The sequence below is a fragment of the Bartonella sp. AP280QHHD genome, from assembly GCF_042196125.1.
In the GTDB taxonomy this organism is placed as follows: Bacteria; Pseudomonadota; Alphaproteobacteria; order Rhizobiales; family Rhizobiaceae; genus Bartonella.
This window is the reverse complement of sequence record NZ_JBHIPQ010000036.1, coordinates 16987-41614: the sequence shown is the minus strand read 5'-3', so window position 1 is coordinate 41614 and position 24628 is coordinate 16987. Positions and strand designations below refer to the sequence as shown.

Annotated in this window: 17 protein-coding genes and 2 pseudogenes; all 19 read left to right on the top strand. The window is 39.3% G+C overall.

Annotated elements, in window-relative coordinates; genetic code table 11:
- The first annotated feature begins 1 nt into the window (after position 1).
- The 19 genes and pseudogenes from ACFIMK_RS04895 (at position 2) to ACFIMK_RS04805 (ending at position 24389) form a co-directional block, all read left to right on the top strand.
- On the top strand, positions 2-2356 hold the full coding sequence (locus tag ACFIMK_RS04895; RefSeq protein ID WP_375613568.1) for a VirB4 family type IV secretion/conjugal transfer ATPase: 2355 nt from the start codon (positions 2-4) through the stop codon (positions 2354-2356).
- Positions 2353-2838, top strand: coding sequence for a type IV secretion system protein VirB5 (locus ACFIMK_RS04890; RefSeq protein WP_375612193.1), 486 nt, complete (start codon positions 2353-2355; stop codon positions 2836-2838). Before ACFIMK_RS04895 ends, ACFIMK_RS04890 begins: the two co-directional genes overlap by 4 nt.
- Complete coding sequence (locus ACFIMK_RS04885) at positions 2825-3811, top strand: type IV secretion system protein (RefSeq protein ID WP_375610597.1); 987 nt, start codon at positions 2825-2827, stop codon at positions 3809-3811. Before ACFIMK_RS04890 ends, ACFIMK_RS04885 begins: the two co-directional genes overlap by 14 nt.
- Positions 3812-4021: 210 nt before the next feature.
- The gene (locus ACFIMK_RS04880; RefSeq protein ID WP_375610598.1) at positions 4022-4324 is read left to right on the top strand and encodes a type IV secretion system protein VirB7; all 303 of its coding nucleotides are present in this window, start codon (positions 4022-4024) and stop codon (positions 4322-4324) included.
- Complete coding sequence (locus ACFIMK_RS04875; RefSeq protein ID WP_375610599.1) at positions 4278-4982, top strand: virB8 family protein; 705 nt, start codon at positions 4278-4280, stop codon at positions 4980-4982. The genes ACFIMK_RS04880 and ACFIMK_RS04875 overlap by 47 nt, the downstream gene beginning before the upstream one ends.
- A complete protein-coding gene (gene virB9, locus ACFIMK_RS04870; protein ID WP_375612192.1) occupies positions 4979-5845 on the top strand; it encodes a P-type conjugative transfer protein VirB9 in 867 nt (288 codons plus the stop codon). Before ACFIMK_RS04875 ends, virB9 begins: the two co-directional genes overlap by 4 nt.
- Entirely contained in the window at positions 5838-6998 is a 1161-nt protein-coding gene (virB10, locus tag ACFIMK_RS04865; RefSeq protein WP_375627908.1) for a type IV secretion system protein VirB10, read from the top strand. The genes virB9 and virB10 overlap by 8 nt, the downstream gene beginning before the upstream one ends.
- Entirely contained in the window at positions 6995-8065 is a 1071-nt protein-coding gene (gene virB11, locus ACFIMK_RS04860) for a P-type DNA transfer ATPase VirB11 (protein ID WP_375683065.1), read from the top strand. The genes virB10 and virB11 overlap by 4 nt, the downstream gene beginning before the upstream one ends.
- Positions 8066-8130: 65 nt before the next feature.
- Positions 8131-8346, top strand: coding sequence for an antitoxin VbhA family protein (locus ACFIMK_RS04855; protein ID WP_375610603.1), 216 nt, complete (start codon positions 8131-8133; stop codon positions 8344-8346).
- A gap of 10 nt (positions 8347-8356) precedes the next feature.
- Complete coding sequence (locus ACFIMK_RS04850) at positions 8357-9991, top strand: BID domain-containing T4SS effector (RefSeq protein WP_375683066.1); 1635 nt, start codon at positions 8357-8359, stop codon at positions 9989-9991.
- 155 nt (positions 9992-10146) lie between these two features.
- On the top strand, positions 10147-12063 hold the full coding sequence (gene traG, locus ACFIMK_RS04845) for a Ti-type conjugative transfer system protein TraG (RefSeq protein ID WP_375683067.1): 1917 nt from the start codon (positions 10147-10149) through the stop codon (positions 12061-12063).
- A gap of 516 nt (positions 12064-12579) precedes the next feature.
- A complete protein-coding gene (locus ACFIMK_RS04840) occupies positions 12580-14208 on the top strand; it encodes a BID domain-containing T4SS effector (RefSeq protein WP_375638523.1) in 1629 nt (542 codons plus the stop codon).
- Between the two features lie 248 nt (positions 14209-14456).
- Positions 14457-14648, top strand: a pseudogene (locus tag ACFIMK_RS04835) (type IV secretory system conjugative DNA transfer family protein); the annotation flags it as partial.
- A gap of 575 nt (positions 14649-15223) precedes the next feature.
- Positions 15224-15343, top strand: a pseudogene (locus ACFIMK_RS04830) (integrase); the annotation flags it as partial.
- 858 nt (positions 15344-16201) lie between these two features.
- A complete protein-coding gene (locus tag ACFIMK_RS04825; protein ID WP_375638522.1) occupies positions 16202-17800 on the top strand; it encodes a BID domain-containing T4SS effector in 1599 nt (532 codons plus the stop codon).
- Between the two features lie 310 nt (positions 17801-18110).
- A complete protein-coding gene (locus ACFIMK_RS04820; RefSeq protein ID WP_375683068.1) occupies positions 18111-19322 on the top strand; it encodes a BID domain-containing T4SS effector in 1212 nt (403 codons plus the stop codon).
- Positions 19323-19664: 342 nt separating this feature from the next.
- A complete protein-coding gene (locus ACFIMK_RS04815) occupies positions 19665-20489 on the top strand; it encodes a BID domain-containing T4SS effector (RefSeq protein ID WP_375638520.1) in 825 nt (274 codons plus the stop codon).
- A 354-nt stretch (positions 20490-20843) separates the two neighbouring features.
- Positions 20844-22130, top strand: coding sequence for a BID domain-containing T4SS effector (locus ACFIMK_RS04810; RefSeq protein WP_375638519.1), 1287 nt, complete (start codon positions 20844-20846; stop codon positions 22128-22130).
- Between the two features lie 294 nt (positions 22131-22424).
- Complete coding sequence (locus ACFIMK_RS04805; RefSeq protein ID WP_375683069.1) at positions 22425-24389, top strand: BID domain-containing T4SS effector; 1965 nt, start codon at positions 22425-22427, stop codon at positions 24387-24389.
- Positions 24390-24628: the final 239 nt, after the last annotated feature.

Below are 24628 nucleotides of genomic sequence, written 5' to 3'. Positions count from 1 at the left end.
GATGTCAATAATGAAACGGGAAACTTTGCCTGAAGAATATATTCCCTATATACGCTACATCAACCAACATGTCGTTGCTTTAAATTCACGCTGTTTAATGGTTGTGATGGCTGTTGAGGGTATAAATTTCGACACCGCGGATATTGATCAATTAAATTCTTTACACAACCAATTAAACACCCTTTTAAAAAATATCGCAGATGAACGGCTTGCTTTATATTCTCACATCATCCGCCGCCGTGAAACGATATACCCAGAAGGTCATTTTCTTTCATCTTTTGCAACAACATTAGATGAAAAATATAAAAAGAAAATGGTTTCGCAAGAACTGTATAGAAATGATCTATTTATTTCACTGGTTTGGAATCCGGCTGCGGATAAAACAGAAAAGCTGGTTTCATTTTTTCAGCGCTTGAGCAAAGCGAAGAAAACACAATCTGAGCCCGATGAAGAAGCTATTCGTAAACTCGAAGAGTTAAGTCAAGATCTTATGCAAGGTTTGGAAGAGTATGAAGTCCGTCTACTATCAATCTATGAACATGAAGGACTTTTATTTGCCGAACAAAGTGAATTTCTCCACCAGCTAGTGGGGGGAAGACGTGAGCGTATTCCTCTCACATTTGGAACTATTGCTTCAACAATTTACTCGGATCGTGTTATTTTTGGGAAAGAAATTATCGAAATTCGCCATGAAAGCAATGAACGCTTTGTGGGCATGTTTGGATGGAAAGAGTATCCTTCTAAAACACGCCCAGGTATGACTGATGGTCTGCTTACGGTGCCATTTGAATTCATTTTAACACAATCCTTTGTCTTTAAAAGTAAGGCAGCCGCCAGTGCGATTATGAGCCGCAAACAAAATCAAATGATCAATGCAGCTGACCGTGCTAGCTCACAAATCGATGCACTGGATGAAGCGCTAGATGATTTAGAATCAAACCGTTTTGTTTTGGGAGAACACCACATTTCTTTAGCTGTTTTTGCTGATCATCCCAAAATATTGTCTGAAAACTTATCAAAAGCACGTTCCCATTTAACCAATGGAGGAGCCGTGATTGCCAGAGAAGATTTAGGATTGGAAGCAGCATGGTGGGCACAGCTTCCTGGAAACTTTAGCTATCGTGCGCGTTCAGGCGCCATTACCAGCAGAAATTTTGCCGCTTTATCGCCCTTCCATTCTTTCCCTGTTGGCAAACTGAACGATAATGTTTGGGGAGCTGCTGTCGCATTGCTAAAAACACAGGCTGGTTCACCTTACTATTTTAATTTTCATTATGGCGATCTTGGCAACACATTTGTTTGTGGTCCATCAGGATCTGGTAAAACAGTGATTGTTAATTTTCTTCTTGCACAATTACAAAAACACAATCCAACAATGGTTTTTTTTGATAAAGATCAAGGAGCAGAGATTTTTGTACGGGCTGGAGGAGGGAAATACAAACCTTTAAAAAATGGGCAGCCCACGGGTATTGCTCCCTTAAAGGGCATGGAATACACCGAAAAAAATAAAATCTTTCTTCGTAATTGGATCTTAAAGCTGGTGACCGCTGAAGGGCAAATCGTAACAGAAGAAGAGCGACAAGATATCGCCAAAGCCATTGATTCCTTGGAAAACTTACCCCCAACCCAGCGCTCTCTTGGTGCCCTTCAACTGTTTTTTGACAACACATCCAAAGAAGGAATTGCCATACGGCTGCAACGCTGGATTAGAGGCAATGATTTAGGATGGGTTTTTGATAATGACCAAGATGATCTCAATTTAAATGCGCAGTTCATTGGCTATGACATGACCGATTTCTTAGATAATGAAGAAATTCGGCGCCCCTTAATGATGTATCTCTTTCACCGCATTCTTGATCTGATTGATGGGCGGCGCATCATTATCGTCGTTGATGAATTCTGGAAAGCTTTAGAAGATGATTCATTTAAAGCTTTTGCGCAAGATCGGCTAAAAACAATTCGTAAACAAAATGGCATGATGCTCTTTGCAACACAAAGCCCTAAAGATGCTTTGAACTCAACAATCGCGCACACAATCATTGAGCAATGCCCCACCCAAATATTTTTTCCAAATCAAAAAGCAAATTACAATGATTATGTCGAAGCTTTCAAACTTACTGAGCGTGAATTTGAACTGATACAGTCAGAGTTAAGCAGAGAGTCCCGTCGTTTTCTCATCAAACAAGGACAAAGTTCCGTCGTTGCAGAACTTAACTTACGTGGAATGAATGATGAGATCGCCGTTTTAAGCGGCACAACAAAAAACATTGAACTCATGAATGAAATTATCAACGAATATGGAGCTGCCCCTGACAAATGGCTGCCCATATTTTATCAAAGGAGAAAAAATCAATGAAAAAATATGGCTTAGTTACACTGTTATCTTTTTCTTTTATTTCTCATGCAATAGCGCAAACAACATCTGATGTGGATGAATATTATAAACAAGCACTCGAGAACACACAAAAATTAGATGCTGCAAAATCAGAAACAGCTGAAAACATTTATAAAAGCGCAACTGAAACTGCAAAAAAAATCAAAGACATAAGTCAACAACTTGAAAATATTAAATCAAAACCAGACACAAAACCAGAAGAATTGCAAGCCCTTCGACAAGATCTTCAAGTAAAGCTTTCTCTTCTTCAAGCCGATCTTCAAGTAGCTTCTTTAAAACTTCAGTCTCTTGATATGATTCAAGCAAGAGATACGAAGACAAAAGATGAATTACGTGAAGAAAAGGAACAAAAAAAGCATAAATATCTTGAGGCACAATTAAAAGAAAAAGAAAAAGAATTAAAAGAAAAACTTGAAAGTACAAGTACAAATGTCAGACTTTAGTTTTTCTCCCTTTGAAAGCGTTTCTGGGTATATTTTAAAACCCCTTGATAATGTGATGGACACGACGGTGAGTGGGCTGTCTTCTGCTATTTCAGCGCCCTTAAATCTCGCCGCAATCATTTTTATCTTTCTTTATGGCTATAATGTTATGACAGGTCGCGTTGCGCTTTCCATGCATAGTCTTCTCAATAATGTTGTTAAAATCGTTGTTGTTACAACAATGGCAACGAATGCGGATACATTTAATACTTATGTCAAGGATATTTTCTTCAATGATTTATCCAATGCTATTGGGAATGCGCTTAACAGTAATCCTGCAAGCTCCAATGTTTTTGATTATATTTTGTTAAAGGCAAGTTCGCGTTATCAAGAAGTCTTATACAATGCTTGGTTTTTTGAAAAGATCATTGTGGGTCTTCTTGGTTCTATCATGCTTCTCGCGGTTATTCTTTTTTGTATAGGTGGTTTTATTGTGCAAATGTTTGCACAAGTTGCACTCGTCATGATTATAGGTCTTGGGCCTCTATTCATTAGTTTGTATTTGTTCAATGCAACGCGAAAATACTCCGATGCATGGATTACAACTTTGATCAATTTTACCATTTTACAAGTTCTCGTAATCATGCTTGGAACCATTATATGTCAAGTTATCCTACAGGTTCTCAAAGTTTCATATGAATCAATTTATGTTCTTTTTCCCCCTGTCATCGTCATTTCGATCATAGGAGTTATTATCTTCCGTGCGCTTCCTGGTATTGCAACAGCGCTGGCCTCTGGCGGACCATACTTTAACGCTGGTGTCTCTTCAGGAGGACAGATTTTTACAATGCTTTCCAATGGTGCAAGAGCGAGTGGCAATGCAGTAAAAAGTGCCACTTCACAAATCTCAGGAGCTGCCGGTAACGCTGTTAGAAGTGCGGCAGGGGCGGCAGCAAAAGCAGGTAAATCTGGAGGCGGTCGTGGTCGATTTTAAGATAAAGCACCTCTTTAAAAGAATAAGCATTTTTGTTTTTGCCTTGTGTGCGCCCTTTGGCGTACACGCCATGATCCTGTTCCAGATAAGATCTAACATCTTGGGTCTAACAATAAAACCAATCAAAACCTTGCATCACATAAACTTGTAAAAATGTTCAGAACAAAGGCTCTCATGCATTGTATTCCAAGATATTTGTGAGTTCAAAAAATGAAACGAAAAATAACTTTTGTTATGGTCCTAACAATCGCTCTTACTGGTTGTGCCTCTTTGAGTGGCCCTAAAAAACCACCACGCTGTAATGGCAAACATACACGCGCTTTAAATAAAGATAAGTGGAATTGGGACAATAAAAACATTGTCTACCCAGAAAAAAGTGTAAAGCCTGTTACCACTCCCATCATTCTCAATACTTTGGAAAGTGAAAAAGTAACAGCCAATTCAGCTTTATTAAAGCCGGTTATTCATGAAGCACGATCTGATAAAACTGTGGAGGTTATGCGTGAAAAGTGATGCCCTTGAAGAATATATAAAAGAAGCGCGCTCATTTGACATTGATCGCATGCATAGCATGCGCGTGCGGATGAAAATCTCCATGGCTTTAACAGTGCTTTTTGGATTGATGACAATTGCGCTGGCTTTAGCTGTCGCAGCTTTGACACCTTTGAAAACGGTAGAGCCTTTTGTTATCCGCGTTGATAACTCAACAGGCATTATTGATACTGTAAGCGCCCTAAAAGAATCCCCTAACGACTATGATGAAGCGATAACGCGTTATTTTGCCAGCCAATATGTTCGCGCTCGTGAAGGTTTTCAAGCATCAGAAGCAGAAAACAATTTTCGCTTAGTCTCTCTTTTATCTTCTCCAAAAGAACAAAACCGTTTTGCAAAATGGTACGCGGGCAATAATCCAGAAAGTCCGCAAAATATTTATCATAACATGATTGCTACGATCACAATCAAATCAATCTCTTTTATAAGTAAAGATCTTATCCAAGTTCGTTACTATAAAACGATCAGAGACTTGAATGAAAAAGAAAATATTTCCCATTGGATTTCAATCTTAAATTTTTCCTACGTGAACGCACACATTTCAACGTCTGATCGTCTTATCAACCCTCTTGGTTTTCAAGTATCGGAATATAGATCTGATCCAGAGGTGATAAAATGATCAGACTTTTACAAACAATCTCTTTAATTTTTACGATCACTGTCAGCTTTCACACAGCTCTCTCACTTGCGGAAACAGCGCCTGTCAGTGCACGTAAAGATAACCGCATCAGATTTGTCAATTATGACCCCTACAACGTCGTACAAATCATTGGCTCCATTCGCTCTTCGGTTCAACTAGAATTTGCCGTTGATGAAGAAGTAACCTATGTAGGAATTGGAAATTCGGTTGCTTGGCAAGTTGCACCGGCTGGACACTTTGTTTTTCTCAAACCACGTGAAGTTCAGCCTGTGACAAATTTACAAATTGTCACAAGCCGCCAAGATGGAACACAACGCTCTTATCAATTCGAGCTACAAGTCCGTGAAGGCGATGTTTCAGCCGGCAATGAGACGTATTTCTTGGTAAAGTTTCGTTATCCAGAAGATGAAGCCTTACGTAAGAAATTAGCCGAAGCAGAAAAAGAAAAACAACGTGAAGAAAACTTTGTCAATGATATTTTAAATATCCATGAAGATTTTGGACCACGCAATTGGGCTTATGAAGCTCAAGGCTCATCTCTTATTGAACCTGCTTCTGTCTATGATAATGGGAAAACAACAACCTTTACCTTTTTAGGCAACATTGAAATCCCTGCCATTTACATTGTATCGCCTGATGGGCAAGAAGCGCTTATTCCCAAATCGATTAAAGGCAACAAGGTTATTGTTCATGCAACAGCTGCACAATTCACGCTACGACGTGGGAATGAAGTATTGTGCATCTTTAACAAAAGGTTCGTACCAAAAGGAATTAATCCTGAAACAGGTACGACATCACCATCTGTACAACGTAAAGTGAACCTAGGAAGCAGCCATGAATAACACCGTGGATGAAAAAAGCATTAATGATCGCGATACAATAAAAAATGCTCAAGGGAAAAGTCAACAGAACAATGTGGGGAAAGCTATTGCTCTTATTATTCTTTTCAGTGTCTGTCTTTATTTAGCCTATTCAACACTTGTTACAGACAAAAAGCAACCAATTGAATCTTCAAAAGAAGGAAAAGTTATAAAACAAACAGAGCTTTTTCGTCCTGCAAAGCCTACCCCTCCCCCCTTTGAACAGCCTCAACGAAATAACGCTCTATTACCAAAAGTCGAGCTACCAACACCAAACATCAATCAATTAAATTCTGATAACTCACTGCTGGAAGCAGCACAACGTGCTCCTGTATTAGCTTATGCAAGTACACAACAAGGCAAAATAGATTCACAAACAAATAATGGTGCTTTGCCTCACCAACTTGAAAGCAAACCTGATGAAACGACACAACGTTTTAATCATCTTCTCAAACCCACAGTGCTTGAAGGTATTCGTGCTTCAACCCTTGGCAATCGAAACTACATCATCGCGATGGGAACTTCTATTCCTTGTATTTTAGAAACAGCCATCAACAGTGATCAACAAGGTTTTGCCAGTTGTATCATCTCCAGAGATATCTTATCAGACAATGGTCGTGTTGTGCTTCTTGATAAAGGCACCCAAATTGTTGGTGAATATCGCGCCGGATTGAAAAAAGGCCAAACACGTCTCTTTGTACTATGGAATAGAGCAAAAACCCCCAATGGTATCATTATATCTTTAGCTTCACCGGCAACGGATGCTTTAGGGCGTTCTGGTATGGATGGAGATATTGATAACCATTGGCTCGAGAGGATTGGGTCTGCGCTTCTTGTCTCACTAATAAAAGATGCAACACACTATGCCAATAAACGTTTATCAAAAAAACAGGAAAAAGAAGAAACTGAAACAATCTCTTCAGGACAAAACATCGCAAACATTCTCGTAGAAAATTACGCCAATATTCCTCCAACATTATCCAAAAACCAAGGGGAAATGGTGAATATCTTTGTTGCCCGCGATTTAGATTTTTCTAGCGTTTATAAATTGAAAGTCATCGAAAACAAAAAACAGATTATCAATCGAGCTGTTTCAAGAAACTTTTACAAAAATTCGGCGGTAACTTTAGAATGAACTCAAACTTACATACCATGAGCGATGAAACCGTTGCGATTGTTCTCACAAAACTTGAACCCATCAGTGCTTTTTTGAAAGATGATAGACTCTTTGAAATTGTTATCAATCGTCCCTATCAAGTCATGACTGAAGGATTTGATGGATGGAAAACAATAGAAGCACCGGGGCTCTCTTTTAATGAGCTTATGGGGATTGCGAAAGTTGTCGCATCCTATTCCAAGCAAAACATATCGGACAAAAACCCAATATTATCTGCAACGCTACCAGGCAATGAGCGTATTCAAATTGTCATTCCGCCCGCTGTCGAAAAAGACACGATTAGTATGACAATTCGTAAACCGTCATCGCAGAGTTTTTCTCTCGAAGAGCTCGCCAAGAAAGGCCTCTTCTCGCTCTGTGAACAGATCTCTTTCACACCCTTGAATGACTATCATTCTCGTTTTAACGAACTCAAAATCATCGAGCATAAATTAGCCAATGCCTACTGTAATAAAGACTTTGTCTCTTTTTTAAATCAAGCTGTAGAATGCCAGAAAAATATTTTAATTGCGGGAAAAACCGGTTCGGGTAAAACAACATTATCAAAAGCATTAATCGCAAAAATCCCTCAAGAAGAGCGTATTATCACCATCGAAGACACACAAGAATTGGTGATACCACACCCTAACCATGTCTCAATGTTCTATTCAAAAGATGGACAAGGCTTAGCCTCCGTTGGCCCCAAAGAGTTGCTTGAATCATCTTTACGGATGCGTCCTGATCGTATTCTTTTGCAAGAACTTCGAGATGGTACAGCCTTTTATTATATCCGCAATGTCAATTCAGGCCATCCAGGCTCCATTACAACGGTTCATGCCTCAACAGCCCTTGCAGCCTTTGAGCAGATGACCCTTTTGGTCAAAGAAAGTGAAGGCGGTGGTGATTTAGAGCGTGATGATATTCGAGGCCTGTTGATTTCAATGATTGATATCATCATCCAATGCAAACGGATTGAAGGAAAATTTAAGGTCACAGAAATTTATTACGATCCCTTCAAACAACGAAACATCTTTGGAGGTGACTAAAAGAAGATCACACCGGCTGCCAAAGGCTCTTTTAAAGCAACGATTGCAAATAAGAGAAAAAATGCATGAAAACCAACGAAACAGAAAATAGAGAAAATCTTTTATCGATGACAGAAGAAGAATTAAAAAAACGCCGTGAAGCCGTTGAAGCAGCCATCAGCACCCATGCGATAGAGGGAATAGCGCTTCATCCTACAACACTCAAAATTTTAGAAGAATACGCAAAGGGGAATATTTCACTCGAGGAATTTAACACTCTTATGGATAACGTAAAATTATAAGGAAGCTACAATGCCAAAAGCAAAAGCAAAGACAAAAAATATACAGACAGTTTCTCCCCATCATTATGTCTACCCAAACACCACAACACTCAAAAATAAATATGGAATAAAAGACTTAAAATCCTTTCTGGAGAAATGCTCACATGATACAGCAGAAGCAATGGTTAATCTGCGTGAAGCCCCCTTACCAGAAAAGTTTGATAGCTCCTATCTATGCTCTATTCATCACCACTTATTTAAAAATACCTTTGAATGGGCTGGATATCTGCGCCATCTCCCCTTTACATTTGAAGATGGCACCATAGCCGCTATGCCCGAAATGAAAAGAACAGGATGGGAAAATCCTTTTGCACTCGGTGATGAAATCCAAGACGGTTTACAAAAATTAGATCAAACGCTTGCCGAAAAAGATAATTTGCAAGGCTTAACGCGCGAGAAATTTAACGCTGAAGCAATAAGCTTATTTAACGCCCTTAACCAACTTCATCCTTTTAGAAAAGGAAATGGACGTACACAACGGGTCTTTTTTGAAAAGCTTGCTCAAGCAGCAGGGCATCAGCTTGATTTTTCACTGATTACAAAAGAACGCATGATGCTCGCCAGTGTTGCTGTAGCAGAAAATGGTGATCTAGAACCAATGCAACATCTGTTTGAAGATATCTCTAATCCCAATAAAATACTTCTTTTAAAGGAATTCATGAGCAACATGAAAGAACTTGGGCGCAATGTTAATGATCGTCCTGTTATGGTTGCAAAAGAAGGTGAAACTTACACGGGCACCTATAGGGGTGCTGGTTATGATAGCTTTGCTTTCAATGTGAAAGGCGCTTATATCATCGGTAATAAAGAGCATCTCACACAAGAACAACTCAAAACATTAAAACTCGGTGACAAATTTACCTTTACAGTCCCAAAAACAAAAGAGCTTGAAAGCATTCTCATTCCACAAGAAAGATTAGCTCCTTTGACAGAAAATGAAAAAGCCGAAATGATTGCTGAAGATTCTTGCGTACACACAAGCTTAAAACAGATCCAGAAATTGGCAAAAATTGTTTATGGTAACGAAAAAATATTAGACAAACAGATGGTAGAGATCATCAAAAATCCAAGCTTAGGCCAGCAGCTCGCCAACCAGATTGAAAGAGCACCGTACTCTATTTCTCATCTTGCAGGTTTCAGTTTATGTGGACTACAAAATCAGGCACGCGCAAACGCTAAAAATCATATTGGTATGCTCTGCACTGCCGTTGCAAATTTTGCCCATGCAGTGAGACATGCTGGGAAGGAAATTATGCAAGAACATGCAACAGAACAAAGTCGCCTTGCAAAAACAATAGAAATGCCAAGTCAAAGCTTGCAAGATCTCCTCGCCTTGCCAAAAGAATTACAGCAAGAAGCTTTAGCAAAAAATTCTTTATGTCAAAAAGAGCTCAGCAACTTTGTAAAAAAGATCAACACCCGTCTTTCACCAAATGAACATAAAGCAGTTCAAAATAATGATTATGAAACACTGGCTCAAAGCATTGGTGTATCAGAAAATAAAGCAAAACAAATTACACAAATTATTAAGCAAACCAAAGAAGTACATCAGCAAGCACAAATATGCACAATGCGCCATTCCAAAGCATTCGCTATGGCCTGCTAAGAATGGATAAAACCTTCCTCCTTGATGAGAAAGGCTCATAAACGAAAACTGTTTGGCGTTATCTGCACCTTTGCAAAAAGAGATGAGAGTTAATATCACGTACCTGAAAAAGAGCATTTCGCAACATATTCTGATAGAATTGAGAGTAAAATACAATGAAATATACCAAAACACAAATGGTACTTATTTTAACACCAATCGCTTTAGGTGCTTTAACGATATTCCTTGTCCCTCATTTTTTACTGTTAATAACAAATGGACTAAAGAGCGATCAAATTTATTGGACTCTTCGTTCTGAGCCTTTATTAGTCTTAGCACTAACGGCTGCTGTTTCATTGTTGTATAGTCTGTCGCAAAAACTGCACTTACGTAAAATAATCACTTTTGTCTCCGTTGTTTTTTTTGGAACAACCGCTCTTTACTATATTGGTGGTGAAATAAAACGTTTAAGTCCCTATGTTGGCCAACAAGGAATAACGTGGAGCTATGCGCTTCAATTCATGGACCCCATGGTTGTCTTTGGCATCATCATTGGTGGTTTTCTTTCCATCATTCAATTCATAACAACCTCTCCACCTAAAAATAAGGTCAAGCGTGCAAAAAAAGGTGTTTTTGGTGAGGCCTCTTGGATGAATTTAAGAGAGGCAGCAAAAATCTTTCCTGCCAATGGGCAAATTGTTGTGGGTGAAAGATACCGTGTCGATCAAGATAATGTGTGCAACATTCCCTTTGCACCTGGCAATAAAACAACATGGGGAAAGGGTGGAACAGCCCCTTTGCTAACCTTTAATCTTGATTTTGGTTCAACTCATATGATCTTTTTTGCTGGTTCTGGTGGCTATAAAACAACAAGTACAGTAGTTCCCACGTGTTTAACCTATCCAGGGTCTATTATTTGTCTTGATCCTTCAACAGAAGTTGCCCCAATGGTCAAATTTGCGCGTCAAAAAATGGGAAATAGAAATGTCATTGTTCTCGATCCTAACTCATTGTTAACAAAAAACTTTAATGTCATCGATTGGCTTTTAGACGACAGCGTACCACGCACACAACGCGAAGCAAATATTGTAAGCTTTTCAAAGTTGCTTCTTACAGATAAAAAATCAGATAATTCTTCAGCGGAATATTTCTCAACACAAGCCCATAATCTATTAACAGCTCTTCTTGCTCATGTTGTATTTTCTGATGAATATGAAGACAGCGAGCGCAATTTAAAAACATTGCGTGGTATTCTCTCTCAATCAGAAACAGCTGTTGTTAATCAATTACGCATGATTCAAGAAACAACACCTTCTCCTTTTATTCGTGAAATGGTTGGTATTTTTACAGAAATGGCAGAGCAAACCTTTTCAGGGGTTTATACCACCGCCTCAAAAGACACCCAATGGCTTTCTTTATCCAATTATGCAGATCTTGTCTGCGGAGATGATTTTTTTTCCTCAGATATTACCAATGGCAATACAGATGTTTTTCTCAATCTCCCCGCAAGCATTTTAAACAGTTATCCAGCTATTGGACGTGTGATTATTGGCGCCTTTCTCAATGCCATGGTTACAGCAGACGGTAACTATAAAAAGCGTGTTTTATTTGTCTTAGATGAAGTTGATCTTTTAGGCTATATGAATATTTTAGAAGAAGCCCGCGACCGTGGACGTAAATACGGTACATCCTTGATGCTCTTCTATCAATCCTCTGGCCAGTTGGTCAACCACTTTGGAGAAGCAGGAGCACGTTCATGGTTTGAAAGTTGTTCCTTTGTCAGCTATGCTGCCATTAAAGATCTCCAAACTGCCAAAGACATTTCAGAACGCTGTGGCCAAATGACCGTTGAAGTAACCGGAACGAACAAATCAAGAGGTTTATCTTTAGGAAAGAGTTCATACAACGTCAATTACCAACAAAGAGCCCTGATTTTACCCCACGAAGTTATTCAAGAAATGCGTCAAGATGAACAAATTATTCTGATGCAAGGACAACCCCCTTTACGTTGTGGTCGAGCGATCTATTTTAGAAGAAAAGAAATGTTAGCCGCAGCTGCAAAAAACCGCTTTGCTCCACAAAAGAAAAACTAAAAAACACCCTCTAATGGAGGCAATGCATCAAAACAAAAACATCAAAGGATAAAAGCAGAGATTCTATCTCATAAAAGCCTATAAAGAAGGAATTCCCGCTTGATACAACAAGAAAAATATGGGGAAAAGTCTTTAAATGATGGTATTATGCCTGTGCTTACCAATGCCAATTTTCTTTATAAAGCACTCTCCTCATCTCCAAATAATAAATACCAATCATATCTATGCCTTGAGAATCCTATCAGGAAACTTTTGAAGGCACCGCTTTTATAGGGAAATTTTTCTACAAAAAAATTAAAAGACAATATGCATGAAAACAACCCAAATGAACCATTCTCTCTCAGTAAAAGAAAAAAATGCCAAGATAAAGATTGATACACTCAAAAACACCTACGAATTTGAGGGATTTTTTCCTCACCCAAGTCTCAACATCTCAAAACAATATGCGTGGGGGATTTTCAAACAAAAAGTTTAACACACTCTCATAGACAATGTAACATTATAAGGAATGTAACAATGCCCAAAGCAAAAGAAAAAACAAAAGGAATTCCCTCACCCCATAATTATATCTATCTTGGTACCCAAATTCTCAAAAATAGATATGGAGAAACAGATTTAAAACGTTTTCTGGAAAAATGCTCACATGATAGGCAAAAAGCCATGATCAATCTGCGTGCAGAACCCCTGCCAGAATATTTTAATTCAACTTATCTATGCCATATCCACCAACAATTGTTTAAAAATACCTTTGTATGGGCTGGACATCTGCGCCATATCCCCTTCGCATTTACAGACGATAGCATTGCCGCCATGCCAGAAATGAAAAGAATGGAATGGGGCAATAATTTTGCAACCGGTGAAGAAATCCCTGAACTCTTACAAAAATTAGATCAAACGCTTGCCGAAAAAGACAATTTGCAAGGCTTAACACGCGAAGAATTTGTCAAGGAAGCAACGAGTCTATTTTATTCTCTTCACAAAATCCACCCATTCATAGATGGCAATGAGCACACAGAACAAGTCTTTTTTGAAAATCTTGCCAAAGCTGCAGGACATCAGCTTGACTTTTCGCTTGTCACACAAAAACGTATGATGGCTGCCTGTAGCGAAGCAATGCAATATAGCAATACACAACTGTTGAAAGATCTTTTTGAGGATATCTCCAATCCCCCCAAAATACGTCTTTTAAAAGAATTTATGGACCACGTAAACAATACGGGACGCAACGTGGATGATCGCCTTGTTATGGCAACAAAGGCAGGAGAAACCTATATAGGAACTTATAAAGGTTGTTATTCAGAAAGTTTTATACTCGATATGCAAGGAACTTACATCATTGGTAGCAAAGATGATCTCACACCAGAACGATTAAAAACATTAAAACCTGGTGATATCATTACCTTTACCGCCCCCAACAGCAAAGAGCTTGAAAACACGCTTATTCCAAAAGAAACATTAGCGCCTCTCACAAAAAGTGAATGTGCCAAAACAGTTGCGCTAGATAGTTACGTTCTCAAAGCTCAAAAGCAAGTCCGAGCTTACGCAAAAACTGTTTATGGTGACGCAAACGTATTAAACGAACAGATAGAAGAGATTATTAAAAATCCAGAATTAGGCAGACAGTTTGCTAATCAGATTAAACAGGCACCGCACTCTGTTTCTCCTCTTGCAGGTTTTAGTATATGCGGTCTACAAAATCCGGCACGTGTACACGCTCGAAATTATCTTGATGTGCTCTCTCTTGCAATTGAGAATTATGTGTATACTGTAGAAGCTACCTATAATATAGTCACTCGAGACCATAAAATTAAACAAGAACGCCTTGGAAAAGCGGTAGAGAATCCCAGTCAAAACTTGAAAAATATTTTTGCTTTATCACCGGAAAAACAAAGAGAAATCTTGTCTCAATCTCCTCAATTACACCAAGAGCTCCGTACTTTTATAAACAGTTTAGAACATCGTCTCTCATCAAACGAATGTAGTGCGATCACAAACAAAGATTATGAAACACTTGCACAAAGTATTGGTATATCAGAACAGAAAGCACGAGAAATTACCGACATTGTTCAAAAAGCAAGGAACGCTCATAGCCAATTCTACACACGCACACAAAATCGTTCAAATACACTTGCTATGGCCAACTAAAAAATATGAAACTTTGTTTTTTTGATTTAAACACCTATGTGGAAGAGATATTTTAATATTCTTATCATACATGCAAAAAACAGACTACTTAAGCGCCCTACCACCAATTTTGCACATAGCATATACACCATATCCAAAGCAATTGGACAGGATAATTGTTAATTCCTTTTAAACGTCATGATTACTACTGACGAAAGCTACAAAAGCCTATTTTATTTGTCTTAGATGGAGTCGATTTTCGTGGTTATATGAATATTTTAAAAAGAGCACTCATTTTACCCCACGAAGTTATTCGAGAAATGCGTCAAGATGAACAAATTATTCTGATGCAAGGCTCCCCTTCGCAATGTGGTTGCGCCATCTATTTCAGAAGGAAAGAAATGTTAGCCGCAGCTACAAAAAACCACTTTACCCCACAAAAGAAAAACTACCCTCCATGATGCGATATTGACAAAAAATAACCGCCCGCATACAAGAAAAACAGGTTCAAAAAATCCATGATTTTTCTTTTTATATTTTCTGTTTTATATTTTGTGCATCGTTTTATCAGCTTTATCAGCGCCCATGGTCTTTAAAAAGTCTTTATAAAAACGCCCATACACCCAACCAATAGCGACACTAATATCTCCACTTGGAAAAGGAACCCATTTCTACAAAGTTTTTCATCTATAATTTATATAATAAATTGATTTATAAATGATAATTTATATTTTTTTGTTAAATAAGAGACTAAATAGCGTAAGATTCTCTCATCTTAAATCTGTTCCATGTCGTGTTGCATCAATCAAAACTCTGTCGCCTGCATGTCACAAGCGAGAGCCTCATGTAGAGTAAAACTGTACAAGAAAGGCATACCTTTTTATGAACCGTCTCTAAGGACCAAGGTCTTGTCCGAAACATTAGGCACTCAAAGTATGTGAGGATACTGGCTTCTTTATGAAGCGTAAAAATGGGAAAGCTCAATAGATTTTATACACTTCATGGGGGGCTTTAACGTTGTACTATTTATGAGCACCGTCGCCAAATGGGTGTGTTAAAAGATGTCTCTTTAAAACAAGCCCGTGAATTAGCACCCCAATGGTATTCTGTTTTACGTCAAGGGCGTTCCTCCATTAAAGAACATAATCAACAAAAGATTTGCCTTTGAGACAAGAAGTTCTCAAAACACCCACACGACAAACATCGATTTTCTCCCTCCCCCCCAAAAAACATCCAAGATATACACCAAAATGAATAAATCATTCTTATACAAGCTTTTCCCCCTTTACGATATCATAAAGTGTTCTATTTTAATGATAAAGCGCTGAAAAAGGCTTTTCTCCCCAACCAAAGAAAAGTTTTTATTCTCTTATGGGTCTTAAATCTTAAAGCAGCGCACACAATAAGAGCAACAACACAAAGTAAAAAACATTTTGTTGCAAAAATACACAAAAAAGATGTTCGTATGGCAAGATATTCATATGGAGCAATAAAAAAAATATAATGGAGAAAAATTTTTGATGACTGCTTTTGCCCATAGATTCACCAATCTGAGAGCTGTGTATGAAAAGTACCAGCACCATCCACTAACCAAGAGCGATTACACCCGCTATATCCACGCCCCTCATCAAAGCGCTCTTGCAAACAACTTTGTTAAAGGAAAAAACAACAATTTTAAGCAACATTTTTCTTTTTGACCTCTTCCTTACACCTCAAAAAACGAAGATTTTACCCAGAGTCAATTTATAGAAAATCCATTTTCTGACCACTCATGGGCTTCATATCAGCGCCCTAAATACCAGCATTTTACAGTACAAGATAATAAACAAAGGAAACATCAGAAAAGCTTTTCAAAAGCATCACAAAACGATTGATACAACATCCATACACTGAAGGGAAAAGCACTCCCTCTCATAACACCCAAAATCTCAAAAGAATACGCGAAGGGGAATTTTTCACATGCAGCGTTTAAGACGCTCATCAACCACCACCCTACCTACTTAGGAGAGATTACATGTTAGAGCAAAATTATCTATATAAAGGAACCAAAACACTCAAAAATAAATATGGCATCAAAGACCCTAAAAAACTGTATCAACGCAGTACCCATGACGTCACTAAAGCAGCCGTAAATTTTCGCCATGAACCACCCCCACGAAAATTTGATGCTTCCTATCTAAAACTAATCCACTGGAGCCTCTTCTACAAAACTTTTGAATGGGCGGGCCACACCCGCGATACATCCTTTACATTTGAAGACGGCACCACTGCCCATATGCCGGCGATGCGTCCCAAAGGTTATGAAGTTCCTTTTGCTATCGGTCCACAGATTAAAAAAGAACTCACACAACTCGAAAAAACACTTAATGAAAAGAACAATTTAAAAGGTTTATCGCGCCAAGAATTTGCTGAAAGTGCCGCTGATGTTTTTATGGTGCTAGAGCACGCACATCCTTTTAGAAAAGGCAATGGGCGCGTCAATCGAATGTTTATGGAAAAACTTGGACAAGCCGCAGGACATACCATTGACTTTTCTTTCATCACAAAAGGACGCATGACAACAGCTTGTATTGAAGCCATGCAATATGGCAATTCCCAACCGATGAAAGATCTTTTTGAAGATATCACCCATCCGCAAAAATCCCTTGTTTTAAAAGAATTCGTCTCCCAAATGAGAAACGCTGGACTGGATGAAATTAACGATCGTGTTGTTGTTGCAGCAAAGGAAGATGTAACCTATGAAGGCGTCTTTAGAGGTTTTTCAGCAGAAGGTTTTGTCATGGAAATAGAAGGGGCTTTCGTCGTCGGACACAAAGATGATCTCACCCCAGAACTCGTCAAAACATTACAAAACGGTGCCCGCCTCTGCTTTCAAAAAACCAACGTTCAAAGCTTAAAAGAAACACTGATCCCAAAAGAAACATTAGCCCCTCTTACCCATGAAGAGTTATTTGAAAGGATTTCAAATGACGCTTATGTTGAAGCATGCCGAAAAGAAATCGAAAATTTATCAAAGACTGTTTATGGTAAAACCCACGCCTTAAAGACAACATTAGATATCATAACGGCAGCTCCAAACTTAGGAAATCAGTTTGCCGATGAAACTTTACAAAACCCTCAATCAATTTCTAAATTTGCTGGGAGTAAAATACTTGGCATGAAAAGTTCAAATCGCAGACAAGCCGAACAGGCTGTTCCACAACTCAGCCAAGCGCTTAAAAATTATGGCGCAATAACACAACAAACAAAAGATGCAATTCTAGAGCAACACCAAAGAGAACAAAATCGCCTGAACCACACTGTCGAAAAACCTAGAAAAAATTTACAAAACCTTTTTGCCTTACCAGAAGAACAACAAAGGGAAGCTTTATTGCATTCTCATTCACTGCGACAAGAACTCCATACCTTTTCACGACAACTACACAATCGTCTATCCTCAGAAGATCGTAAAGCCATACAAGAAAAAGACCATACCAGACTAGCGTGCCTCCTTGGGACATCGGAAAGCAAAGCAAAAGAAATTGCGAATACAGTAAAGAACACCCAAGAAGCACAATGCCAAGCTCGCAGCTTGAAAGTTAGTCGTTCCTCATCGCTGGCTCTTACCGGCTAAAAACGCGTAAACTTTTGCCTTCCAACAGAACTCTTTATGCCAATCATTTTATCTCCATTGCGCCCACCAATTGTTTTAAAATGTTACAAAAGATAGTCCTAAAAATGAATCCTATAATTTACTATAACTTATTGATAATATTTCATAAAAAAACTGTATAAAAGACATAAATATCCATTACATATCAATATGAATAGCGTGAAGTCTTTGGAGACCATTCAGTTTGATATTCTTCTTTTGTCCTAAAAAATATCAAAAAAGTGGGGAATGCGCCAAAGAGGTTTTCTAAAAATATTGAAAGGAAACAGCCATGAAAAAAAGTCATCCACAACCAGCTCCCCAGAACCCAGAAGCTCTATACGCACAAGTGGATAAATCACAAAGAAGCGGAGGTCGGCGCATACCAAGCGAAGCATCTCCTTACGACAGACCGAGAGGGAGAACAAATGAGCAAAAAAATTCTCCCTACAATACACCAAGAACAGGTGCATATAACACGCCCCCTTCTCAACAGCCACTAGGAACTATCTATGCCCCCCAATACCCATTAGGAGCTACCCATGCAGCGGTTGGCAGAGGTTCGCGTGAGCCTTCTCCGGAAAACCCTACAAATCCCTATGCAGTCGTTAATCTAACATCGGGTGAAACAGAGTTCCAAGAACAAAGAAACCCCCTCTACGATACATCGAGGGAAAGTACTCAGGATTTGCAACGTTCCCCAAAACCAGAGGAACATCTTTATACCGAGCCTGATTTTAGCAAAAATAGTAGACGCTCTCCTCAAAAACCACTAGAATCTGTCTATGCAAAACTTGGCATGGGCGCTGAAGACGGTCAAGAACCTCAAAAACCAGAACATCTCTACGCAGAGCTTGATTTTGGTGCAAATGGTGGACTCTCTCCCCATAAACCACTCGAATCTGTCTATGCAACTGTTGGCATGGGGGCTGAAGGCGGGCAAGAGTCCCAACAACGAGAAAATCCCATCTATCAAGGTGTTGGCAGAGGAGCAACACCCCCTCCCAGAACCCCAAAAGATGTGGTTACAACAAAGCTTTTACAAAGCAGAGAATTTCAACATGGTATAAGAGTAACCCAAGAATGGTGCACAGTTGTTTATGGTAACGCACATGCTTTGAATGAACCACTTGCTCAGATTCTTGACGATCCCAAGAATGCAGAAAGAGTCTTATGGGACCTTGCAGAACATCCTGAAAGCCCTGCTAAGCTCGCTGGTAGGCAAGTGCTTGGCGTAAAAAGCCCCAATCGCAGAGCAGCTGAAGATGGTTTTTCTCCCCTTTGCTCAGCTCTTGAGAAGCATATACGTACGGTACAAAAGCTCCATAAACAGTTTACACGTGAACAGGAAAGAGATCAAAGACAAGAAAGTCCAGAAAGAGACGCAGAACACAGACACCACCACCACCATCATCGTCACGCAAGAGGACAAGAACAAAATAGTCCAGAGCACAGCCCACAACGACAAAGACATGGAGAAAAAGGAGTGGCTTATGCCATATAAGTGGACATAAACGTAAAAACAGATAGTTTTTGTTTTTCATGTAATCTTTTTTTCAGTGAGTTTCTTGGTGCAAATCATTTTATCGTGATTGCACCAAGAGTTGTTTTAAAATATTACAAAAAATAGTTCTAAAAAAGAATCCTATAATTTATCATAACTTATTGATAAAATTTCATAAAAAAACTGTATAAAAGACATAAATGTTCATTACATATCAATATTGAATAGCGCGAAATCTTTGGAGGTCATTCGGTTGGATATCTTCCTTATATAAAAGTTATCAAAACTAAAAGTGGGGAATGCACCAAAGAGGTTTTCTAAAAATATTGAAAGGAAATATGTATGAAAAAACATCATTCACATCCTTCTGCAAATCCAGAAGCCCTCTATGCAACAGTTAATAAACCAAACAGAGGAAACCAGCGCACCCAAAACCAAGAAGAAGAGCTAATATACGCATCAGTTAGCGAAATTGACCCTCTTTCAAGAGGGAGACACCCTAAGCAAAGACAGCGAGAAACTGAAACCGATTACACAACGGTTGCTCCCCCAAAACGTGAAGAGGAAGTTCTATACGCATCAGTGAGCAGCGTTTCTCCTCTTTCAAGAGGGAGACATCCTGATCGGGGAAGAGAAAGTCCTGAAACCGACTATACAACGGTTGCTCCGCACCAAAGAGGAAGATCTCCATCTTCCCTCACAACGGAGCAAATAACTGTCATACTTTTAAAAGATCCACATGTTAAAGCATATGGGGAAGAGGTCATACATTGGGGTGCAACTGTCTATGGAAAGGACAATATTTTTCAGAAACACTTGCAAGACATACTTACAGATCCCCGTAAAGGAAAAGACCTTTCAAATCAACTTGCTGAAAATCCTGAGTCTATACATAAGCTTGCGGGCCACCAAACACTTGGCATAAAAAGCCAAGCACGAAGAGCAGCTGAAGATGGTTTTAGATTGCTCGTTGATGCCGTTGATGGTTATACGAAAGCTGTAGAAAACGCAAAAGAACAGCTATTGCAAACCCCTCTAGCGGAACAAAGACGCCATCATCACCATCATCATCATCGTCATCACGAAAGAGGACAAGAACAAAATAGTCCAGAACACAGTCCACAACGACAAAGACACGGAGAAAAAGGAATGGCTTATGCCATGTAAAGGGGCGTAAACATAAAAACAGATAGTTTTTGTTTTTCATTTAATCTTTTTTTCAGTGAGTTTCTTGGCGCAAATCGTTTCATCGCGATTGCGCCAAGAATTGTTTTAGAATGTTACAAAAAATAGTCCTAAAAATGACGCCTGTAATTCACGATAAATATTGATAACTTATTGATAATATTTCACAAAAAAACTGTATAAAAGACACAAATATCCATTAAGCTGATTGCAAATAGCGCAGATCTTTGGAAGCTCATTCAGCTCGATATTTCTTTTGTCTCAAAGCGATCCAAGCATAAAAGGCAAGAATGCACCAAAGAGGTTTTCTAAAACAATTTTTGAAAGGAAACATGCATGAAAAAAAAACACCCTCATCCTTTTCCATCCTCTTCAATACAAGAACTTATAAAGCTCTATGAACAAGCGGCGGCAGAGGTCTCAGGCGCTGCAGCCCCCCTTCCTAAAGAAACGCCTTCAAAAAGCAAAAGACTGTCATCCATACCGGAAGAAGATGAGGAAAGACAATCTCTTTTAAGCGAAGAAACTGTATATGCATCAACAAATCGAACAGCTTCGTTAACAAGAGGCGGCTCTACCAAAAGACCGCAAGAAGCTGAAACGACACACGCAACAATTCCTTCACAAGCAGCATTACAAAGGGCAACAAGAGTTCTCTCAGAGGAAGAGATCATTCTATTGCTTCCACACCATTCATTGGTTCGAACCTATCAAGAAGAAATCCAACATTTATCCGCAAGTGCCTATGGTAACCCAAACATTTTGCAAGAAAAAATGCAGGAAATTCAAAGAAATCCCGCTGCAGGAGAGGAGCTCTCATGGCGCATGGCAGCCCATCCTGAAAGTCTTGCTAAACTTTCCGGCACCAGCGCGTTGGGCTTTAAAAATCGAGCACGTAGACAAGCGGAAGAGAGTTATTCCGCTCTCAGTATCACCATTGATTGTTATACAGAAGCTGTAAAACAGGCAAGAGAGAGCCTTGTACAATCTCCAGAGAAAGAACTCAAAAACTATGAACGCTTTATGGGGAAGGAAGCCGTCGCTGAACTTCTAAAAAAACCGGATCATCGTGAAAAAGAAACGCTTTCAGAGACAGAAATTTCTACCCAAATTCAACAACATTCAAAAGTCAGAAGACACCATGCCCAAATCCAATATTGGTGTAAAGTTGTTTTTGGTAACGCAAACATTTTGCAATCACAAACAGACGAGCTTTTCCAAAACCCTGAAACAATAGAAGCACTCGCACAACAACTTGCCGGAAATCCTCAATCTTTTCACAAGTACGCTGGTCGTAACTTTTGTGGCTTCAAAAATAAAGCACGCAGACATGCTGAAGCGGGTCTTTCTCACCTCATTGACGCCACTGACAATTATGCAACAGCTGTAACACAAGTAAGAGAGAGCCTTTCAAAAACTCAGCAGACAAAACAAGGACACAATGAAGCATCTTCTGAGAGAGCGAAAATCTTGCATCAACAACAAAGCGTCTCACAGCCTGCTCAACGCGTTGAGCTTTCAACAGTAACGCATGAAGGAGCAACAACCTCTACTCAACAAAGAGAAACAGATATTCGTCCTCGCAAAACTGCCGCCCCAAAAGCGATGGCTTTTGCCAGCTAAACAGACATAAGTTTTCACGTTGAATCCAACGTCTTGGCGCAACCATAGCAGAGGTGATTTGCGCCAAGAAATGGAGAAATTCATTCCTCCACTACTTAATCTCAGCTATTGATCAAACAATATTTAGAGAGTGATTATGATCTGAACCATGAGAGTCAAATCTTGTGAAGCTTCTCAGTTTCATATTCTCTTTCATATTAGAGTAAGTGAAAAAGCATAAAACAGAATAAAAACCAACGTGCATTTTTAAATAGTATTTAAAAACAATATTGGAAGAGTTTGAAAGGAACATGCATGAAAAAAAGAAATCCCTCCCCTTTTATCACCGAAATGATGGAAAAATTTCAACAACCGGCTGAACAATCCCCCACTAGAACCCCTCCTTCCCAAGTTTCTCAAAATTTGCCAAAAGCAACTGTAGAAAAACGCCCAGAAAATTTATCCCCCCACCCAAAAGTTGCTCCACCACCTCCCCCACGTATGAAAAGCCCAATGCAAACCAGCACAATGCCTCCTAACGCCAAAAACCAAGAGACGCCTCCCCCACAAAAAAAAGCAGCTCCACCAAAACCTCCGCGTGTAAAAGAGAGACAACAACATAAACAAACAGTTCAAGAGTCCCCCTCCCTACAGACAAAAGTGGCTCCGCCCCCTCCTCCACGCATGAGAGAAAAAACACAAACCAGCACAACAATCTCCAACTCAAAAAACCAAGAAAGCTCCTCCACGCACACAAAAGCAGCTCCACAAAGACCCCCGCGTGCAAAAGAGAGGCAACAACATAAACCAACAGTTCAAGAGTCCCCCTCCCTACAGACAAAAGTGGCTCCGCCCCCGCCCCCACGTATGAGAGAAAAAACACAAACCGGCACAACAATCCAAAAGCATGAAACCCAAGAAAGCCCCTCCACGCGCATAAAAATGGCCCCACAAAGACCACCGCGTGCAAAAGATAGAGAACAAAATAAACCAACTGCTCAAGAATCCCCTTCTCTACAGACAAAAGTGGCTCCGCCCCTTCCCCCACGCATGAGAGAAAGAGCACAAAACGGCACAAAAATTCAAAATCCTGAAACACACGAACCAAGTGTTAGACCCAAAATATCATCACATATGAAAGTCAGGCAGCAAAGCAGTTCATCATCACAAGACAGTGGAACATATGCCGTCCCGCCTTCAAGAAAACCGCACCGTATACAAAACAGAAAACAAAGCGATACTGTCGTCCCAAAAACTTCCTCTCCACACACAGCAATTGAACAACCAAAACCGTCTCACGAACAAAAACCATCTATTAATACAATGGAAAGAGAGCTATTGCTCGTAGCATATCAAGAAGAAATACGATTTTTGAGTGAAAAGGTTTATGGCGAACGGCTTATTTTAAGTGAAAGAATAGAAGCAATCAAAGAAAACCCCGATATGGGAGAACAGCTCTTATGGGATGTTACAGAACGGCCTAAGTCTATTTCTAAGCTTGCTGGTAGAAAAGTTCTTGGCATAAAAAATCATGCGCGCAAACAAGCTGAAGAAACTCTTCCCACCCTATGTGCTGCTATTAACGGTTATGTGTATACTTCAAAATATACAAAAAGTGAAAATATTTCTCAAGGTCCTCACACGGAACAACAACATCAGCGACAAGCACAGGAGGAAGAGCTAACAAATCAACATTTACAAAATCCGCTCAATTCAGAAAAGAAAATAAAGCCTCTCTCAAATGAGGAAATTGCCCGCAGAGTTCAACAAGATCCATCGGTTCAATATGGTCAAAGAGAGATCCAATATTGGTGCCAAATTGTTTATAATGATCCATTTATTTTGCAATATAGAATAGAAGATATGCACAAAATTCCAGATATAGGAGAAGAAATTGTATTTCAAATTGAAAAGGATTGTACATCTTTTGCTCCTCTTGCTGGTAAGCAAGTCCTTGGCTTAAAAAACGGAGCACGAAAAGCTGCTGAAGAAAATCTTCCTACCCTTTGTACCGCCATTAAGGATTATGCTGATACGATAAAACAGTTAAGAGAAGCAATTGTGCAAAACCATCAGGCAGAACAACAAAAACGTCATCAACCGCTTAACGATCTCGATAAAAAATTGCAACAGCAGCAAAACTTATCGCAGTCCCCGAAGCTACCTGAACGCTCAACAGCAAAGCGGCATCAAGAAGTTACAGAAACTTCTAGACAAGAAGACCAGCCGCAGGTTCGACCGCGCAGAGCCGAAACATCAAAAGCAATGGCTTTGTCGTGATAAATCTCCTAATTGTTGGCTTTTTATCCAAAACTTTGGTGCAATTATCTTGCCAAGATTGCATCAAAGACGGTGTGTGAAATACAGAAAACTTTGAATAAGACACCCCATTATTTTACAGAATTCATTGATAAAATTTCACGATAATACTTCAAAATTATAAACTTTAACTTTGTTCCATGCGAATAAGGTCAATTTTTTCAATCATTCAAATAGGCATTCTTCTTTGAAGAAAACGC

What these genes read in the sequence shown, in the direction of transcription:
- ACFIMK_RS04895 (WP_375613568.1), top strand. Translation starts at nt 2, where the DNA reads ATGTCAATAATGAAACGGGAAACTTTGCCTGAAGAATATATTCCCTAT.
- ACFIMK_RS04890 (WP_375612193.1), top strand. Translation starts at nt 2,353, where the DNA reads ATGAAAAAATATGGCTTAGTTACACTGTTATCTTTTTCTTTTATTTCT.
- ACFIMK_RS04885 (WP_375610597.1), top strand. Translation starts at nt 2,825, where the DNA reads ATGTCAGACTTTAGTTTTTCTCCCTTTGAAAGCGTTTCTGGGTATATT.
- ACFIMK_RS04880 (WP_375610598.1), top strand. Translation starts at nt 4,022, where the DNA reads ATGAAACGAAAAATAACTTTTGTTATGGTCCTAACAATCGCTCTTACT.
- ACFIMK_RS04875 (WP_375610599.1), top strand. Translation starts at nt 4,278, where the DNA reads ATGAAGCACGATCTGATAAAACTGTGGAGGTTATGCGTGAAAAGTGAT.
- virB9 (WP_375612192.1), top strand. Translation starts at nt 4,979, where the DNA reads ATGATCAGACTTTTACAAACAATCTCTTTAATTTTTACGATCACTGTC.
- virB10 (WP_375627908.1), top strand. Translation starts at nt 5,838, where the DNA reads ATGAATAACACCGTGGATGAAAAAAGCATTAATGATCGCGATACAATA.
- virB11 (WP_375683065.1), top strand. Translation starts at nt 6,995, where the DNA reads ATGAACTCAAACTTACATACCATGAGCGATGAAACCGTTGCGATTGTT.
- ACFIMK_RS04855 (WP_375610603.1), top strand. Translation starts at nt 8,131, where the DNA reads ATGAAAACCAACGAAACAGAAAATAGAGAAAATCTTTTATCGATGACA.
- ACFIMK_RS04850 (WP_375683066.1), top strand. Translation starts at nt 8,357, where the DNA reads ATGCCAAAAGCAAAAGCAAAGACAAAAAATATACAGACAGTTTCTCCC.
- traG (WP_375683067.1), top strand. Translation starts at nt 10,147, where the DNA reads ATGAAATATACCAAAACACAAATGGTACTTATTTTAACACCAATCGCT.
- ACFIMK_RS04840 (WP_375638523.1), top strand. Translation starts at nt 12,580, where the DNA reads ATGCCCAAAGCAAAAGAAAAAACAAAAGGAATTCCCTCACCCCATAAT.
- ACFIMK_RS04825 (WP_375638522.1), top strand. Translation starts at nt 16,202, where the DNA reads ATGTTAGAGCAAAATTATCTATATAAAGGAACCAAAACACTCAAAAAT.
- ACFIMK_RS04820 (WP_375683068.1), top strand. Translation starts at nt 18,111, where the DNA reads ATGAAAAAAAGTCATCCACAACCAGCTCCCCAGAACCCAGAAGCTCTA.
- ACFIMK_RS04815 (WP_375638520.1), top strand. Translation starts at nt 19,665, where the DNA reads ATGAAAAAACATCATTCACATCCTTCTGCAAATCCAGAAGCCCTCTAT.
- ACFIMK_RS04810 (WP_375638519.1), top strand. Translation starts at nt 20,844, where the DNA reads ATGAAAAAAAAACACCCTCATCCTTTTCCATCCTCTTCAATACAAGAA.
- ACFIMK_RS04805 (WP_375683069.1), top strand. Translation starts at nt 22,425, where the DNA reads ATGAAAAAAAGAAATCCCTCCCCTTTTATCACCGAAATGATGGAAAAA.